The organism is Streptomyces sp. NPDC001599, from assembly GCF_042893535.1.
Lineage (GTDB): Bacteria > Actinomycetota > Actinomycetes > Streptomycetales > Streptomycetaceae > Streptomyces.
Window position 1 is genome coordinate 121,686 of sequence record NZ_JBIAVA010000014.1, and the last position, 16,269, is coordinate 137,954.

Sequence of the window (16,269 nt, forward strand, 5' to 3'; positions counted from 1 at the left end):
TTCGACAAGTATCCGGTGCGGTTGCACTGCGGCGCAGGTGGATTCCCCTGGCGCGGGGGCCACGTGCGGTGAGCCGGTGTGTCAGTTCCAGCCGCCGTCGGCTTCGACGGTGGTGCCGGTGACGAAGGACGCGTCCGGGGAGAGCAGGAACGCGACCGCGGCGGCGATTTCGTCGGGTCGGGCCAGTCGGCCGAGTGCGCTCATCGAGCGGATGAGCGCGGGAAACGGCACATCGGCGAGGGCGGGGTGGATGTAGTGGGGGGCGTAGTCGGCCATGCGGGTGGCGGTGGCGCCCGGGGCGATCGCGTTGATGGTGATGTTCCGCTCGGCCAGCTCGGGAGCGAGATTGCGGACCATGGCCGGAACGGCCGCCTTGCTCGCCGCGTACAGGGCATGTTGCCGGATCGCCAGGCGTGTGCTGACCGAGGAGCTGAGCACGATCCGGCCGCCGTCGGTCATGGCGGCTACCGCCGCCTGTGTGACGAACAGCTGTCCGGCCACGTTGGTCTGGAAGAGGCGGTCGAAGTCGGCCTGGGTGATGGTTTCCAGGGCTCCGAAGTGCTCGATCCCGGCGTTGCTGACCAGTAGGTCCAGGCCGCCGAACTCGGACACCACAGCGCCGACGAGCGCGTGGGTCTGCGCCCTGTCACCGATATCGGCCGGGAAGGCCGCCGCGGCACACCCGCTGTCGTGGAGTTCGCGGACGAGCGCCTCGGCCGCCTTCTGATCGGATCGGTAGTTGACCGCGACCGTGGCCCCCTGAGCGGCGAGCCGCCGCACGATCGCGGCGCCGATTCCGCTGCTGCCTCCGGTGACCAGGACCCTCTGGCCCGCCAGGCTTGATGTCGATGTCATCGCGCTCCCCGCGTTCTCTCTGTCTTGGCCGGGTGTGAACAGACCTTGGCTCGCACAGCCAGGTTCCGCATCAATCCGTCATCCGAATTAGTCAGGAACATTGACTACTGTACTCATGTGGCGACGGTGAAGGCAACTGAAACCGGTCGGCCTCGAAGGACTGAGGGGTGGGCATGCCCGCAGCGCGGCGAGCACACCCCGCGTGCCGCCGAGCCCGGGGCCGGGGCCGGTGGCGGTCCCGCCGGCCGGCGGTTGTCGTAGGGTGTGAACCTCGTGGGACCAGGTGGGCGACGGAGCCGAGAGAGCGGTATGGACGACGAGCAGCGGGTTGATCTAGGGGTGGCGCTGTTCATCCCGTACCGGTACACCGAGGACAGGATGTTCCGGGCCCTGCAGGATGCCGGGTTCGACGACTGGACCCTCGCCCAGTGCCGGGTCTTCCAGCGCGTCGCACCGGACGGTTCGCGCCTCACAGACCTCGCTGACCAGGCACAAATGAGTAAGCAGAGCGCAGGCGTACTGGTCGACCAGCTGGAACGCCTGGGCTATGTCCGCCGGGTCCCCGACCCGACGGACGGCCGCGCCCGGCTGATCGTGATGGAGGAGCGCGGCAGGCGGGCGGTCGAGGTTGCCTCGGCGACACTCGACGAGATCCTCGCGGAGTGGAAGGAGTACCTGGGCACTCGCAACTTCACGTTGCTGCACCAGATCCTGGAACAACTCCGCGAGATCACCGACCCCTACGCGAAGTAGGCCTGCCGCGCCGGGCCGCCGTTCGCCCCGACCCGCCGGGGCCTGTGGGTGCCGCTAAGCTTCGCCTCGCCGATATAGTCAGTGTAGTTGACTTGTCCGTCACTTGTTCGGAGTCCAACCGCACGTTCGGGCCGACGGTGCGGCGTGGTCGTGGATGTGGGTGATCACGGCGTCCAGGGCCGCTTCGAGGGCGTCGGTGGTGCGCTGGGCCTGCGCGAGGACGCTTTGCGCGGAACCCCGCCCCGCGCAGCCTGCATGCCTTCACCGTCGAGCACGCTGGGCGGACTCCCCGCCGCTGTTGGCCCGCACCGGTGACCTACTTGCCGTCGATGACAACGACGGTCTGACGTACGTAGGTACCTTCCACAGCAGCGCGGAGGAGGAAGTCGGCGACCTGTGAGCGCGATGTCGAGGGGAAGACCGGCAGTCTCCTGACATCTTCCAGCACAACCTCGCTGTAGCCGGTGGCGGCTCGATCGTTGAGTGCCCCCGGGTACTCGAGAGTCCACTTCAGATCGCTGGCCCTCAGGAGCACTTCCGACGCGGCTTTGTCTGCGTAAATCTTCCGGAGCACGGTGCGGAATATCGGACCCACGAGGAAGGACGCCTTGGCGAGAGAGTCGCCAACTCCGAACGCGGACACGACTACGAATCGGTCAACGCCGGACGTCTTCGCGGACTCGATCACTGCACGGACCATGTCGGTGATCAGCGTCGGGGTTTCCCGGGCGCTCTTTACTCCAAGTGCGCTGATGATCGCGTCGTGGCCTGGGGCCGCCTTCGCGATGACCGCGGCGTCGGTGACATCGCCCACGACGATCTCGGCGCGCCTGTCGACGTCGGCGCCGGCCTTCCGGGTCAGGGCGGTGATCTGGTGTCCCTGGTCGAGTGCCTTCTTGACGAAGAGAGAGCCGGTGCGACCGGTCGCTCCCAGAACAAGAAATTTCATAACAGTTCGCTCCCAACATGAAGGCGGATCGAGCCGGGCCGGACGGCCGCCGACGGTGGCAGGCCCTGTGTGGCGAGGGTCTAGCGACAAGTGTTAGTCAATGATTCTGACTATGTCAAACGAGATGCAGGTGTCGGGAGGTCGACTTTTCGGGTGTTGCTGCAGTGCGGAGTAGTAAAGATGCTTGACGAAGGTGGCGACTCAAGGAACGAACGGCACAGCCGGAGGCAAGCCTGCGCGCGACGAACGGCAGCGGAGCCTGCGAGTTGGCCGTCGGCCAGGGCATGCCTACCGGGAGCCGGGGCGGCGCGACGGAACCGGTCGTAGCCCGCCCGCCCTACGCCCGGTGGGAGGTGCGGGAGGCGGGTGCGGGGGTGGGCAGGGGGCTGGTGGCCGCGCGGGTGACGTCGCCGACCAGTTCGACGACGTCCGGGCCGTACGCCTGGGAGTTGACGACCTTGAGGAGGAGTACGAAGGAGTTGTTGCCGTGTTTGCGGGCCAGCTTCTCGTGGTGCCGGGCGAGGTAGCGGGTGGCGGCCTGGTTGGTGATCGCGCGCTGGCCGCAGAACAGGAACGCGGGCCTGGCCTCGCGCCGGTCTCCGGCGGTCAGGCGGGCCAGCAGCACGTACTCCGTGACCCCCGCCTCCAGGCGGTAGCGCTCACTGCCGATCTGGAAGGCCCCCCGGTCCGGTCCGGGCTCCGGGTCGACGTTCATCCGCACCCCGGGCAGCATCGCCGCCATGTGGGCGACCATGCGCCGGTTCGGACGGGTTCCAAGAGTCCTACCTTGAACTCACCTTCATGACGGGCGTTTGACCTGCTAGTCGGCCGCAGCAGCGACAGCACGATCGAGGCCGCCGCTGGCAGCATCCCCAGCCCAGGCACCGACACCGCGCCCTTCACCCGGTCGACGGACCCGGTGTCCGCCTTGATTCGCAGGGCTCTCGCGGCCCGGCACGGTGCAGGCACCGTGCCGCGCTCTTGCCGCTCGCTCACGCGCCTGAGTGCCAGTACCTGTGGATCACGAGTGGCGGACGGAGGCGTACGCCCTGGCCGCAGTGCCGTGAGCACCGCACCGAACGCGACCGAGGCTGTCTCCTCGCCGACGAACCGGACGCCCCGGCGGTGACGCCATCCGTCGCGGCTTGCTGTGCGAACGGGGTGGTGCCCTGGGTGACCGCGTGAGCGTGAGGCACGTTCGGCGAGGCGGCCCGGGTCGCTGCGGTCGTGGAGCAGGTCGTCGGTGAACTCGTGGCGGGGGCCCGTTCCTGTCGTACGGGGAGGTGCTGAGCGCGCTGGTGGCCCGTGGCGAACGCGCCCACACCACATGGTGGGCTGCGGCAGCGGATGCCCATTTCGGCGCAGGTTTCCTGCGTTCCGCGGTCAGGATCGTCATGGCCACCTGGGTCCGCACGGTGCCGCGACAGTGGTCTGTCTCTGCGGTTCGAGCGCGGCGCTTTATACCGCCGGGGGGTATGGTGGAATGAGTGTTTTCGACCCTGGAGGACCTGGATGTTCCTCATCGAGATCGCCTGCCCGCGTGGTGCGTTGACCGCTGACGACCGCGAGGAGCTCGCCGGTGAAGTCTGCCGGGTGCTGGTCGGTGCGGAAGAGGGCGTGGCGGAGGAAACGATGCGCCGTGCGCGCGCGATGATGCACGTCGGCTTCCGCGAGCTTGACGGCTGGACCTCGGGCGATGGTCCGTGGAGGCCGGGGAACGTGCCGCCGCTGTGGGTCACACTGACGGTGCCGGAGGCGTGGCGCGCCGAGATGTCGCGGACCACCATCGGCATGGTGCGTCGCGCGGTGCGTCGCCTCGATCGTTCGCACGGGTGGGAGCGATCCGAGGGGCATCTGTGGATCAACGTCGTCGGCATCGTCGACGGAAGTATCGGGATGGACGGCAAGCCCGCCACCGCCGACGATGTCGTCGGCCGCATGACTGCGGAGTACCGTGCGCTAACCGATGCTGCCCGTGCCGACCTTCCCGAAGGGGTCACGGTCGATCCGATGTGCGGCATGCATGTGCGACTGGGGCGAGGGGCCGTCACTCTCGAGCACGAGGGCCGGACCGTGGGGTTCTGCGCGAAGAGCTGCCGTGCGGCATACGCTCGCGAGCACGGGCTGCCCGTCCCTGTGTAAGGGGGCGTTGCGCGCCGTTTGCTCGGCAAGGGAGGGAAGACACCGCTCCCGGAGAGCTGCCGGGTCACGTGAATCGGCATCAATCAGTGTCCACTTGCCGACTTGCCGATATGTGAACGGGCCCGTGCTCACCCAGGCGCGGGGTGGGCACGGGCCCGTTCCTGAGGAGCCGGGCCGTGTGAGCGGTCAGACGGTGGTCTTCACCGGCTCCTGGTCGTCGTCGCCGCCGTTGCCGGCGCTCGGGTCTGCTTTGCGAGCCCGGACGAAGTCGAGGAAGGTTCGCAGTTCGCGCTTGACGACGGGGGCGAGGAGGTAGAGGCCGATGATGTTGATGACGGCGAGGGTGAAGAGGAAGGCGTCGGCCATGTCGATCAGGGTCTGCAGGGTGAGCAGCGAGCCCGCGACGGCGAAGACGGTGTAGACGATCTTGTAGGTGACTTCGCTGGCGCGGCTGCGGCCGAAGAGGTAGGTCCAGGACTTGAGGCCGTAGTAGCCCCAGGTCAGCACCGTGGAGATGGCGAACAGCAGGACGGCGACGGTGAGGATGTAGGGGAACCAGGGCAGGACCGTCTCGAAGGCGTCGGAGGTGATGGTGACGCCGCCGATGTCCTCGCCCGCGCGGGCCTCGCCCCAGCTGGCGGGGTTGGCGATGACGATGGTCAGCGCCGTCATCGTACACACGACGACGGTGTCGATGAACGGTTCGAGCAGGGCGACCAGGCCCTCGCTGGCGGGGTGTTTGGTCTTGACCGCGGAGTGGGCGATCGGGGCGGAGCCCAGGCCGGCCTCGTTGGAGAAGGCGGCCCGCTTGAAGCCGATGATCAGTGCGCCGAGGACACCGCCGGCGACGCCTTCGGGGTTGAACGCGCCCTCGACGATGGAGGCGACGGCGTCGGGGACGGCGGTGATGTTGACCAGGATGACGATCAGGCACGCGACGATGTAGATGCCGGCCATGGCGGGCACGAGCCTGCTGGTGACGTTGGCGATGGAGCGGATGCCGCCGAGCAGGACGATGCCGACGAGTGCGGCGATCAGGATGCCGAAGAACAGGGCGCCGGCGGAGGAGCCGAGTGCGCCGTCCTCGCCGCCGGTGACGGAGACCAGTTGTGCGTAGGACTGGTTGACCTGGAAGAGGTTGCCGCCGAAGAGGCCGAAGAACAGGATGAGGAAGGAGGCGAGGACCGCGAGGACCTTGCCGAGGGTCTTGCCGTTCTTGCCGAAGCGCTCGGCCAGGCCCTTGGGGAGGTAGTGCATGGGGCCGCCGGAGACGGTGCCGTCGGGGTGCACTTCGCGGTACTTCACGCCGAGGGTGACCTCGACGAACTTGGTGGCCATGCCGAGCAGGCCGCACAGGATCATCCAGAAGGTGGCGCCGGGGCCGCCGATGGAGACGGCGACGGCCACACCGGCGATATTGCCGAGGCCGACGGTGCCGGAGACGGCCGCGGTCAGTGCCTGGAAGTGGTTGACCTCGCCGGTCGACCCCTTCTCGTCGTACTTGCCCCGCACCACGTCGACGGCGAGTTTGAACTTGCGGAGCTGGACGAGGCCGAACCAGCCGGTGAAGACGAGGCCGGCGACGACGAGCCAGGCGACGATGAGCGGCAGGTCGGTCCCGCCGACGGGGACGGTGTAGAAGACGACTTCTCCCAGCCACTTGGCTATGGGCTCGAAGAATCCGCTGACTGCTTCGTCGACGGACTGGGTGACGGAGTCGAGTGACACGGTGGTTACCTCGGTGACGCTGGTCGGGCGGGGTGGGGTGTCTCGCCTGGTTGAGCGGTCTCTGGGCGAACGTCGTTGTCCGATGAGCGGACCCGGGGGCACGGTGCGGTGTCGGACCGTGACCGGGCCGGCTTGAGCGGTGAACAGGTGGACGACAGGTCGGCTCTCCGCGATTCGGTGGTTGGCCGATCCACCTGCGAAGTTGCGTTGTTCTACCATGTCTTTGCCATATTTTTAGTGACGTATCTCACGTCACTGCTCGTGACCAGGGGATGTCCCGACAGGTGAGATCCGACCGTTATACGGGCGCGGGAAGCGTGTCGTATGCACCTATGCGGGTGCGGTCGAGGGCTTTGGTACGCACGTCACCGGCGACGTAGGAGGGATGCCGCGCAAGTGGGCTCAGCCTTCTCGGTCGGGCCAGTCCAGGAGCCGGGCGCCGATCGTGGCGGTCTGCAGCATGTAGCGGTGGGCCGGATCGGTGGGGTCGGCACCGGTGAGGTGGTGAATGCGCTCCAGCCGGTACGTAAGGGCCCGCACGCTCAGTGACAGGCGACGCGCGGCCTCCGCGGCGACGCAGCCCGCGTCGAAGTACGCGGTGAGGGTTTCCAGGAGGGGCCCGGCGCCGCCTCGGGCCGTGGTGAGCGGGCCGAGCGTGTCCTGGACGAGGTCGGCCATGGCCTGGCGGTCGCGGGTCAGGACGGGGTAGACGAGCAGGTCGACGGCGCGCAGCACCGGGTCGTCGAGGCCGAGCCGACCGGCCAGGTCGAGGGCGTTGAGTGCTTCTTCGTAGGACTGGACGACGCCGCCGGGGCCGGGGTGGGAGCGGCCGATGGCGACTTGGCCGCCGTCGGTGGCGGCGTGGGCCTGCTTGGCGAAGTAGGGCAGCACCTCGTCCTCGTTGCCCGGTGCGATGCACAGGAGCCGGCCGTCTTTGGTGGTGAGCAGGACGTTGCGGTTCCCGAAGCGTGTCATCAGTGCCTGTTCCACCTGGCGGGCGACGCCGGATCCCTCTTCGTAGGAGGTGGCGCTCTGGGCGACGGCGACTGCGTGGGCGTGGGAGAGCCGCAGTCCGAAGCGCTCGGCGCGTTCGGCGAGGCGGCCCAGGTCGCTGCGGCCGTGGAGCAGGTCGTCGATGAACTCGCGGCGCGCGGCCTCTTCCTGCCGTACGGCGAGGCGCTGAGCGCGTTCGTAGCCTTCGGCGAACGCGTCGATCGCCTGGTGGACGGCGGCGAGGGCCGAATTCGTGGGTGAGGAGAAGCGGGGCCAGATGGCCAGCGCGGCGGCCAGGTGCTCACTGACCAGGAGGCGCAGCCCGTGCCCGGCCTCCGCTGCTCGTTCGCCGAGCGCGCGCCGGGAGTCGAGGTCGTCCCGGGTCAGCCGTCGCCCGGTGGAGGCGGCCTCCGTCAGTATCTGTTCGTAGCCGACCAGATACTCGTCGGTCATTTGCCTGCCTCCCCCAACGCCCCTGAGGCAGTCGTGTGCCTGCGGCGTACTTCCCGTCCCTGCCGTGTCCCGCTGGAGCTTAGCCAATACGTTGAGAGGTCGGTCCAGGGCGTGACGGGCTGGTCCGGTCACGCGTTCGAGTCGTGGAGCCTTTCTACGCCGCGTCCGCCGACTCCAAGGACGGGGAGGCGGGGGGTGGTGACTCGACAACGGCACTGGAGGTCTGGGGCGGCGAGCTGCTGTCGGGTCCTGGGGGCAGGCCCGGGGGCTCTTCGGGAAGGCAGGAGAAGAGTCCTATGAGAACGGCGAGCGCGGCCGCGCCTGCCAGGATGCGGCCGAGGCGGCGTATTCGCCCGCGTGTATCGAGGTGGCGCCATGGGGGTTCGGCGGGTGCGTCGCTGTCGCTCCAGGTGTCGCCCACACGGACGTCCCACTCCGGATGCCCGGCCCGTTCCCGGGCTGATGGCTCTCGCGGTGCCGACCGGGCGATGGCTTCCTCGCTGTCGGTGAGAAATCGTCTCCACACCGAGTCAGGGGTGGGGTTCGGCACCGTTGCTCACTTCCGGGGTGTCGGGGTCTCATGTCGGCGCGGCGCGTCCTGTGGACAGGTGTCTGTCTCGAGGCGGACGAAGGGGATCGTGCGCCCGGCTTCGCGCAGGGCCGACTCGGTGCCGTCGGCGGACAGTCCCAGATAGGCGCACAGGCGGCGGGCGGTGCGGGGGTGGCGCCGGCCGTAGCGCGTCATGATGTCGGCGCCTTCGTCGGGAGTGAGGAAGTGGGCGGTGACGGCGTGGTGGCGGTTGCCGAACTGGACGACCGTCTTCGGCTGGGCACGTAGGTTGCGGTACCAGTCGGAGCGCGGACCGAAGCCGGAGGCGACCGTCCAGCAGCGATACGGCGCCTCGTACGCCACGACGTCGAGAACCATCCGGCGGTCGCTTCCGCTGACCCGGCCCACATGGTGCAACAGCAGCAACCGTCTGCCGAGCAGTGGCCCCAGGCCGGCCCGGAAGAGGAGGATGGGCGCGCGAGCGGCCAGCCTGCGCCAGCCGGTGGGAACGGGGGGTCTGGCGGGGTCCGTTTCGTCAGGTGTCATGCTCGCCTTCCACAGGGTGGGCGGTGTCCGCTCCCCGTCTCGACGGGGCGGAGAACCCGCTGACTATCACTTCGGCAGGCAAAATTTTGCACAGTCTAAATGAAGGTTCCCGGTAGAAAAGACCCATGGTTGAGCGCGAGTCCCGCGAGGGGACCATGGAGGACGTCGATGCGGTCACGCGCGAGGTGCTGACCGCCTCCCGGCTGCTGGTGGCGGTCTCCGCCCGGTCCCTGTCCGCCGTCGAGGACCGGGTCACGCTGCCGCAGTTCCGGATGCTGGTCGTCCTCTCCACCCGGGGTGCCACCAAACTCGTTGCCCTCGCCGACCTTCTCCACGTAGCCCCCTCGACGGCCATGCGCATGGTGGACCGGCTCATCGCCGCCGGGTTGGCGGACCGCCAGGTCAATCCCGACAACCGGCGCGAAACCCTGCTGCGGCTCACGCCGGAGGGATGCCGAACGGTTGAGGAGGTCACCGCCCGGCGGCGTACGGAGATCGCCGTCATCGTCGAACGTCTGAGGCCAGAGCAGCGAAGGGTGCTGATCGGCGCCCTGGCCGCCTTCAACGAGGCAGGCGCGGAGCCCCCCGCCCCGGACGCGGGCACCGAGCTGTCCCCTCTCGGCTGGGAATGACGACACCGTACTCTGTTTTGCACAATGCAATGAAATGAAGGAGCGGGCCCCATGCCCGTTGCGGGTGTGAGGGGCCGCACGTATGAGCAGATTGCACCGTGGTCCGTCCGTCGACGGGTCTCACATGGCAACTCATGTGCGCGCCATGGTCTGGGGGCCTGCGGAGTTCACTGGCCTGCCGCCTCGAATGCTGATCGGAGAGGGGCTTTGCGCCGGAGTCCTCGGCACGGGGCTGATCACGGGTGCCGGGTTCTTCGGCGCCTGGACCGGCAAGTCCGCCTTCGCCGCAGGCGACGTGGGCTTGATGTGCGCACTCGGCCTCGTCCTCTACCTCCTCTTGGTGCGCGCCGGCCGAGCCATGGTGGGGATCGTCGCCGTCCTGGCCGTGGGCCTCGCACTGCACACGCCCTCCAGCGCCCGGACCTGGCGGGGGTGCACACGGTCCACCCGACCGGGGGACGCGCTGGCCCTCGTCTATGACCCGAAAGGGCTGGTACCTCCGCGCGGTGTCGAAGGGGCGACGAGCGTCACGGACGTGCTGAGGAGCCTGGCCGGCTGGGTCGCCGGTCTGGTCGTCGCCTGTGTCATCGCAGTGGTGCGATCCTTCCGCCTGCTTGATCACCCGGTCGCCCCCGGTTCTGATCGTCCTGGTGGCCAGGGGGCGACTAGCACAGAACGTCCGTGAACGGGCGTCGACGCTGGACGTCGGCATTCCCTGAGCGGGCACTCTGAGTGCCCGCTCAGGGAATGCCCGGGCCACGCAGCCGGGCTGGCGTCTCGGTGCTTGCGGACCCGCGCTGGGGTACCCGACTGCCTGATCATCGACGACTTCGACGAGCGGGCAGGTGAATCCGGTGGAGCAGTATGTGCAGCCGGCTGACTGGATCGAGGCGGTGGGCTGGTTCAGCCTGGCTGTGGCCTTCGCCAGTGGGCTCGTCATCCTGGCCGACACGGCCACCGCCAGAAGATGTGGATCATGAATCTGGTGTATCCGGTCACCGCCCTGTACTGGGGGCCGGTAGCCCTGTGGTTCTACTTCACGCGCGGAAGGCGTACCTCGAGGCCGGTGGTCGAGGAGCAGGGCATGCCCGACTCCGACAAACTGCCCCAGTGGGACGTGCAGTCGAAGGCCATCAGCCACTGCGGGGTCGGGTGCACCCTCGGAGACATCGGTGCGGAGTGGCTCGTGTACGCGGCCTCGCTCACGCTTGCCGGCAAGGCGCTCTACGCCGACTTCGCCCTGGACTTCGCCTTCGCCTGGGCCCTGGGCATCCTTTTCCAGTACTTCACCATCGTCCCCATGCGCAACATCGGCCGGCTCAAGGGCGTCTGGGCAGCCATGAAGGCCGACACCCTCTCCATCATCGCCTTTCAGGTCGGCCTCTTCCTCGGCATGTGGCTCTATCAGGAGGTCTTCTTCTCGCCGGGCCTGCCGAAGACCAGCGCTGCCTACTGGATGCTGATGCAACTGTCCATGGTTCTCGGCTTCTTCACCGCGTGGCCGCTCAACGCCTGGCTGGTGCGGATCGGCTGGAAGGAGAAGATGTAGCCCCGGGGAGCGGGCCCGGACAGCGGCACGGTGCTGAAGGCAGGGCGGAGCAGCCCCGAGTCGGCTTCGCTTTGGTGGTCGGCGGTGGTATCCCCAGGATCCTCAAGCTGCGGCTTGTTCATTGCCGGACTCCGGCAATGAACAGTGTTTGATTCTGCTGCACTTCGCCCATGGACCTCCAGTGAGGAAGTTCGGGACCATCAGGTGGTCGGGTGTCGGGGAGTCGAGGGGAGCGCTCCCACTCACACCGCCACAGACGCTGACAGGGGGGAGTGCTGGATGCTCGGACGCAGACAGGCCGAGGGTCGGTTCGTGCCTCGTGGCCGCACGCGGCGCACCACGGGTGGGTCCCGAGCCGGGAGCGGCCTCTGGGCATGTCCGGAGCCTCCAGGGGCGGAACAGGGCAGGACCGCTCCCGTTGTCGTTCACACACCAACCATTCCGGAAGGCGGCCGTGCCATATCCGTGCAGGGCAGGGCAGTGGGTGTGGCGCGCGATGCCCAAGACGTCATTCTGCTGGTACGTCGGCACGGTGTGGAGTTGGAACGCGAGGATTTGGACCGCACTCCCCTCGTCGAGTGGCGGGGAGGCGACTCTGCGGCTTGGGGGCTGTCGGAAAGCGCTTCTTTCTGAGGTCGGACCGGTTGGTCACGGAAGGCGCGCGCCTTTGTTCGGACCGCGGCCCGTGAGGTGCGGTACCGCCTCGCGGGCCGCGGCAGCAGGCTGGGAGCTGCGTCGGGCAGGACGAGGCGGCCGGTGGCTCCTTCTGTGACGGGCGCCGCCACCTTTGTGGCAGGTCTGCTGTGAGGATCCGGTCGGTGCAAGTTGGGGGGCCCTGCGATCCGGTGACCGGCACCTCGGCCCCTTCGTGCACCCTCAAGGCTCTCGGCGGGGTGCGAGTACGTGTCGTCGCGCAGTCAGGGCCGTGGTGCGCTGCCCATCTCCGTGGTGAAGAGGACGGGGTCACTGTCGAAGCCTCGGACCGCTTCCTGGAAATCCCAGGCACCGGAGGTGTTCCGGGTGAACTCCGCCACCGTGGCGGCGGTGGCCCCGGCGACCCGCTCGAAGTCGTCCGTCATAAGTTCCCTGTACCCCTCGGCCACGACCACCCCGGTGTTCGAGACGTCGCCGAAAGTCTTGTGTCCGTCGACCTGATGGATCGCCACTCCCACGACCACGCGTGCGATGGAGGGCGACAGGCGGTCGAGTTCGAACGTCATCTCCTCGACGAAGCCAAAACCCTGACCGGTCCGGCTGTGCCGACTCATGTTGATGGTTCCGTCGGGCGATCGCTTGTCGAACTGGACGACGTAGACGGGGCGCCCGTGCGGTGCGTCCGCGGCGTAGGTCGTGGCGATGATGTCGAGATGGTGAGACGGCCGGTCCCAGGGGCTCGGATCCCACTTGAGCCGTACGTCGACCTTCTTCAGCCCCTTGGCGTCGCTGCTCACCGGCTTGCCACCCTCTCGTTCCAGGCCATGGCGGGGCACTCCCGCACCGTCAAGTATGGTCTGCCGGACATCCGCTGGACCGCTCATGGCGGTGCGCATGTACGCGACCGTGGTGCACCTGCCGTGGGCGCGCGGGCCATGGTCCGGGGCCGGGACTGCCGGCGTCACCACGGAAACGCGCCAGATCCCGGGAAACTGGCCAGGAACCAGATCACCCGGCATGAGTACGAGGAGTACGAACGCGGCCAGTACCTTTGCCCGCGTTGCCGACCTTCCAGGACGCTCGGCAGACATATCGGCTCCGGTGACGGCGCGGCGTCGCGGCCGCCGGCTCCGCTGGGAGGGTAGCTGCTGTGTGCACTGACCAGGACCTACCGGGCCCGCTGGGCAGGACTTACGGGTCGACTAAGGTCGACGTATTGGTCTGAACCATGAGGGGGTGTGGTCTGTGCGGCGGTGGGGGTCCGGTGAGGGGCGTGCCGTGCGGAGCGGGATGGGGCGAACGTGGCTCGCCTGCGTGGTGGCCGGGGGCGTTCTGCTGAGCTGTGGAAGCGCGTACGGCCACTGGCGGCACAGCAGGGCCGTGCGAGCCGTTGCCCGTTGCCTGCAGTCCCCTGCCGCGGCGTCGCACGCCGGGGACGGAGTGCGGGGTGCGGCCGCCGTGCCCGTGGTCGGTCCCGGCACGTTCGTCACTGCGGCCGCCGAAGGCCGGGTGGTGGGCACGGGGGCGCGGCTGCGGCGGTACCAGGTGCAGGTCGAGGACGGCAGCGGCGTCGTGGCGGACGCTGCGGCGCGGGAGATCGCCGGGATCCTGGGGGATCCGCGCGGCTGGGGCAGCGACGGTGTGGACTCGTTCCGGCTCGTGGCCTCGGGGCCGCGCGACTTCGTCGTCAAGATCGCCACGCCGCACACGGTGGACTGTCTGTGCGGGTCGGCCGGCCTGGACACGCACGGTGAGGTCAATTGCAGTGTCGGCCGCACCGTGGTGGTGAATCTGCGGCGCTGGCTGCTCGGTTCGCCGGAGTTCGACGGACCGGTCGAGGAGTACCGGGCGCTCATCATCAACCACGAGGTCGGGCACCGCATCGGGCACGGTCACGAGACCTGCCCCGGTGCGGGTCGGCCCGCACCGGTGATGATGCAGCAGATCAAGGGGCTGAAGGGGTGCGTGGCGAACGCCTGGCCGTTCGACACCGAGGGACGCTACCTCGGCGGCCCGCACGTCTCGTGACCGGTTACGGGCGAACACGGAAAGGACACAGTGCGCGACTCGGCGAGCCTGAGTCCTGTCCTCTGTCACCGAGGAGATGCAGCCGTCGGGGTGCCCTGTGGCGGGTGCAGTGATCTCAGGGCGCCTTGATGGCTCAGCCAGCCGACCGGTTCGTTCTTTCCGGCGTCCAGGACCGGGAGTCCCGTGCCGGAGGCGGACAGCAAGGGATGCAGGGCGTGCGCGAGTTGCTGGTCGGCGGTCACGCGTGGTGGTGTCTCCACGAGGTTGCCCGTCACCGACGGTGTCCCGGAGGAGAATAGGAGGCGCGCGTGTCCGCGCTCGCCGCTCGCCCGGGCATATTCGGGGGCAGACTGCGCGTGCTCATGCGTTGTGCCGGCACACGGCAGCGTGCGGTGCCTGACGCCGCCCGTCAGGCACCTGTCAGAGAGGCGTAAGGGGCGTGTAAAGCCCGTCTTGGAGTGCCGGGAAGTCTGGTCGGCGGCAGGGCGTATCCGTCTTCGTCGATCGGGGTTGGTTCTTGTGGTGCTCGTCGCGGTTTGCTGTCCACATCCTTACCCTTCCTCGTCGGCGGCGCTCTCGTCAGTGACGGGTTCCTCGGGCTGATCCACATCACACCGGATAGCGACATCGTCGCGGTCACCGCCGATCTGGCGCTGTTCGCGGGTTTGTTCACCGACGGCATGCACGTGTCCTTCCCGAAGCTCAGGGAGAACTGGAAGAACCCGGCCCGCGCCCTTGGCCTAGGCATGCCCCTGGCCTTCATCGGTATGGCGCTGATCACTCACTACCTGGTCGGTTTGGACTGGACGGCCTCTCTCCTCGTGGGCGCTGTCCTCGCCCCTACGGACCCGGTGTTCGCGTCGGCGATCGTGGGCCGCAAGGAAGTACCGCCCAAGCTCCGGCAGTTGCTGAACGTGAAGAGCGGCATCAACGACGGGCTGGCCCTGCCGGTGGTACTCGTCCTCATTGCCGCCGCCGGACCGACCAGCGGCCACGCAGAGGCGTCCTTCGGGAAGACCGCCCCGGAACTCGGGCTGGGACTCGCCTTCGAGGTGGTGCTGCCACTCCTGGTCAACGGACTCGTGCGGTTCCCGCTGTTGGGAGCAGAGCCCAAGCTGCAGCCACTGCTGCCACTGGCCACCTGGATCATCCTCTACGCCCAGTGCCACCTGACCCATGCCAACCCGTACCTGGCCGCGTTCTCCGCGGGCGCCATTCTCACCGCCGTGCCGCCCCGAGGCGAAAACGGTCTTCGAACCACTTGGTGAGTCACTCGCGGAGCTGGCCAAGTTCGCCGCGCTGCTGGTTTTCGGCGCCCTGCTGACGCCCCAGCTCTTCGCCGACCTGTCCTGGTCCGGCTACGTGTCAGTGCTCCTGGCGATCGTGCTGGTGCGCCCGGCGTCGATGCTGATCTCTCTCGTCGGTACGCGCTTCGACCGACGGGAGAAGCTGGTGGCCGCATGGTTCGGCCCCAAGGGGTTCGCGTCCGTGGTCTACGGGCTGCTCGTGCTGCGGGCCGGGATTCCGCAGGGGGAGCAGGCGTACACGCTCATCGCCGTCTCCATTGCCTTCTCGATCATCGCTCACAGCAGCACGACGTGCCCATCGCGAGAATCTTCGACGTCGAGGACCTGACCGGCATTCCCGAGCCTGCGAGCAACCCGCAGACACGGGAGTCGAGCGAGGACGACGGGCGCGTCCGCCGGTCATGAACTCGAATTGCCCCGACCGGGACAAGCACCTGTGGGACGGCTGATCGGCACAGGCCGCTGGTGCCGTGGCCGGGAGCGCGATGTACGCGCTGCCCGGCCCCCGCCTACCGCTCTTCGTCCCGGGGGCGGCGCTACTGCACCGGCCCAGCCCTCATGCGTCACACCAGAGGTGCGGCCACAACTCGTCAGAAGAGGTCGAGCTGGGCGGATTCGGTTGCTCCCAGCATGCGGCACTCCCCGGTTTCCCCGTCGACGCGGATGTAGCCCGTGCCGATGGCCATGTCCCGGAGGTCCCCGGTGCGGAGGTAGGCGACCGATTGGCAGTCGAAGTAGAAGGCGGTGCCCACCTGGGTGCGCTCTCCCTCGACGAGCGCGAAGGTCATGCCCTCGTGGCTGACCTCCTGGTCCAGGAACTGCCTGGCCAGCCTGGTTGCCTCTTCCATGTCCAGCATCAGTCTGTCCTCAGGAGGGAGAAGCTGCGCCAGGTTGAGAGATCGGCGTGGCCCGATTGGCCAGCCGGGAAGACGACGTCTCCCTTGAGGCTGACCACGTTGAACACGTGGGCTCGCCGCCCCTTCTGCCCCATCACGATACCTCGGGGAGACCTCCGGGCGCTGAGGACGGAGCGCCGTCGGTCTGGTGACGCCGCCATCTCCAGGCCCGAACCGCAGTTCCCCACGTTGAGGACCGTTGCGGTCTCGGGGGCGACGGCCGTCCGGCGCCAT

The 16,269-nt window shown here is 68.3% G+C and carries 14 protein-coding genes and 2 pseudogenes; 8 read left to right on the plus strand and 8 right to left on the minus strand.

All coding sequences use genetic code 11. The annotated features are described in order from the left end of the window. Positions 1-81: 81 nt before the first annotated feature. Entirely contained in the window at positions 82-855 is a 774-nt protein-coding gene (locus ACFYZ3_RS29840) for an SDR family NAD(P)-dependent oxidoreductase (RefSeq protein WP_388524046.1), read from the minus strand. A 309-nt stretch (positions 856-1,164) separates the two neighbouring features. On the opposite strand from ACFYZ3_RS29840, the gene ACFYZ3_RS29845 reads away from it, so the two are divergent. Beyond that, entirely contained in the window at positions 1,165-1,608 is a 444-nt protein-coding gene (locus ACFYZ3_RS29845) for a MarR family winged helix-turn-helix transcriptional regulator (protein WP_388524048.1), read from the plus strand. Positions 1,609-1,924: 316 nt separating this feature from the next. Here ACFYZ3_RS29845 and ACFYZ3_RS29850 read toward each other — a convergent pair whose 3' ends face one another. Then, complete coding sequence (locus ACFYZ3_RS29850) at positions 1,925-2,557, minus strand: NAD(P)-dependent oxidoreductase (protein WP_388524051.1); 633 nt, start codon at positions 2,555-2,557, stop codon at positions 1,925-1,927. Positions 2,558-2,894: 337 nt separating this feature from the next. Continuing rightward, positions 2,895-3,332 (minus strand): annotated as a pseudogene (locus tag ACFYZ3_RS29855) (hypothetical protein); the annotation flags it as partial. Positions 3,333-4,069: 737 nt separating this feature from the next. On the opposite strand from ACFYZ3_RS29855, the gene ACFYZ3_RS29860 reads away from it, so the two are divergent. After that, on the plus strand, positions 4,070-4,699 hold the full coding sequence (locus tag ACFYZ3_RS29860) for a hypothetical protein (protein ID WP_388524053.1): 630 nt from the start codon (positions 4,070-4,072) through the stop codon (positions 4,697-4,699). Between the two features lie 186 nt (positions 4,700-4,885). On the opposite strand, the gene ACFYZ3_RS29865 is transcribed toward ACFYZ3_RS29860, so the two are convergent. From ACFYZ3_RS29865 to ACFYZ3_RS29875, 3 genes are all read right to left on the minus strand, one after another. Then, a complete protein-coding gene (locus ACFYZ3_RS29865) occupies positions 4,886-6,427 on the minus strand; it encodes an alanine/glycine:cation symporter family protein (protein ID WP_388524056.1) in 1,542 nt (513 codons plus the stop codon). Between the two features lie 402 nt (positions 6,428-6,829). Further along, positions 6,830-7,873 (minus strand): PucR family transcriptional regulator, encoded by a 1,044-nt coding sequence (locus ACFYZ3_RS29870; RefSeq protein WP_388524059.1) that lies wholly within the window; start codon positions 7,871-7,873, stop codon positions 6,830-6,832. 556 nt (positions 7,874-8,429) lie between these two features. Beyond that, positions 8,430-8,969 (minus strand): nitroreductase family deazaflavin-dependent oxidoreductase, encoded by a 540-nt coding sequence (locus tag ACFYZ3_RS29875; RefSeq protein ID WP_388524062.1) that lies wholly within the window; start codon positions 8,967-8,969, stop codon positions 8,430-8,432. Between the two features lie 125 nt (positions 8,970-9,094). On the opposite strand from ACFYZ3_RS29875, the gene ACFYZ3_RS29880 reads away from it, so the two are divergent. The 4 genes from ACFYZ3_RS29880 (at position 9,095) to ACFYZ3_RS29895 (ending at position 11,150) form a co-directional block, all read left to right on the plus strand. Continuing rightward, positions 9,095-9,601, plus strand: a complete 507-nt coding sequence (locus ACFYZ3_RS29880; protein ID WP_388524065.1) for a MarR family winged helix-turn-helix transcriptional regulator — start codon at positions 9,095-9,097, stop codon at positions 9,599-9,601. A gap of 145 nt (positions 9,602-9,746) precedes the next feature. Beyond that, a complete protein-coding gene (locus ACFYZ3_RS29885; protein ID WP_388524204.1) occupies positions 9,747-10,286 on the plus strand; it encodes a hypothetical protein in 540 nt (179 codons plus the stop codon). A gap of 169 nt (positions 10,287-10,455) precedes the next feature. Continuing rightward, positions 10,456-10,581: a hypothetical protein gene (locus ACFYZ3_RS29890; RefSeq protein WP_388524068.1), complete on the plus strand. Its 126-nt coding sequence runs from the start codon at positions 10,456-10,458 to the stop codon at positions 10,579-10,581. After that, positions 10,578-11,150, plus strand: coding sequence for a DUF4396 domain-containing protein (locus tag ACFYZ3_RS29895; RefSeq protein WP_388524071.1), 573 nt, complete (start codon positions 10,578-10,580; stop codon positions 11,148-11,150). Before ACFYZ3_RS29890 ends, ACFYZ3_RS29895 begins: the two co-directional genes overlap by 4 nt. A gap of 917 nt (positions 11,151-12,067) precedes the next feature. Here ACFYZ3_RS29895 and ACFYZ3_RS29900 read toward each other — a convergent pair. After that, positions 12,068-12,601 carry a TerD family protein gene (locus tag ACFYZ3_RS29900; protein WP_388524074.1) on the minus strand — a complete coding sequence of 178 codons (534 nt, stop codon included), beginning with the start codon at positions 12,599-12,601 and terminating at the stop codon, positions 12,068-12,070. A 424-nt stretch (positions 12,602-13,025) separates the two neighbouring features. On the opposite strand from ACFYZ3_RS29900, the gene ACFYZ3_RS29905 reads away from it, so the two are divergent. Together ACFYZ3_RS29905 and ACFYZ3_RS29910 are read left to right on the plus strand one after the other, a co-directional pair. Then, positions 13,026-13,832 carry a DUF3152 domain-containing protein gene (locus ACFYZ3_RS29905; protein WP_388524207.1) on the plus strand — a complete coding sequence of 269 codons (807 nt, stop codon included), beginning with the start codon at positions 13,026-13,028 and terminating at the stop codon, positions 13,830-13,832. 470 nt (positions 13,833-14,302) lie between these two features. After that, positions 14,303-15,544 (plus strand): annotated as a pseudogene (locus tag ACFYZ3_RS29910) (cation:proton antiporter). Between the two features lie 185 nt (positions 15,545-15,729). Here the strand turns inward: ACFYZ3_RS29910 and ACFYZ3_RS29915 are convergent. After that, positions 15,730-15,996 (minus strand): hypothetical protein, encoded by a 267-nt coding sequence (locus ACFYZ3_RS29915; protein ID WP_388524077.1) that lies wholly within the window; start codon positions 15,994-15,996, stop codon positions 15,730-15,732. Positions 15,997-16,269: the final 273 nt, after the last annotated feature.

Bases quoted from the DNA above. Each gene is read 5' to 3' on its own strand.
- ACFYZ3_RS29880 (WP_388524065.1), top strand. From the start codon at position 9,095: ATGGTTGAGCGCGAGTCCCGCGAGGGGACCATGGAGGACGTCGATGCG.
- ACFYZ3_RS29915 (WP_388524077.1), bottom strand. From the start codon at position 15,996: ATGCTGGACATGGAAGAGGCAACCAGGCTGGCCAGGCAGTTCCTGGAC.
- ACFYZ3_RS29895 (WP_388524071.1), top strand. From the start codon at position 10,578: ATGAATCTGGTGTATCCGGTCACCGCCCTGTACTGGGGGCCGGTAGCC.
- ACFYZ3_RS29885 (WP_388524204.1), top strand. From the start codon at position 9,747: ATGGTCTGGGGGCCTGCGGAGTTCACTGGCCTGCCGCCTCGAATGCTG.
- ACFYZ3_RS29860 (WP_388524053.1), top strand. From the start codon at position 4,070: ATGTTCCTCATCGAGATCGCCTGCCCGCGTGGTGCGTTGACCGCTGAC.
- ACFYZ3_RS29870 (WP_388524059.1), bottom strand. From the start codon at position 7,873: ATGACCGACGAGTATCTGGTCGGCTACGAACAGATACTGACGGAGGCC.
- ACFYZ3_RS29875 (WP_388524062.1), bottom strand. From the start codon at position 8,969: ATGACACCTGACGAAACGGACCCCGCCAGACCCCCCGTTCCCACCGGC.
- ACFYZ3_RS29850 (WP_388524051.1), bottom strand. From the start codon at position 2,557: ATGAAATTTCTTGTTCTGGGAGCGACCGGTCGCACCGGCTCTCTCTTC.
- ACFYZ3_RS29840 (WP_388524046.1), bottom strand. From the start codon at position 855: ATGACATCGACATCAAGCCTGGCGGGCCAGAGGGTCCTGGTCACCGGA.
- ACFYZ3_RS29845 (WP_388524048.1), top strand. From the start codon at position 1,165: ATGGACGACGAGCAGCGGGTTGATCTAGGGGTGGCGCTGTTCATCCCG.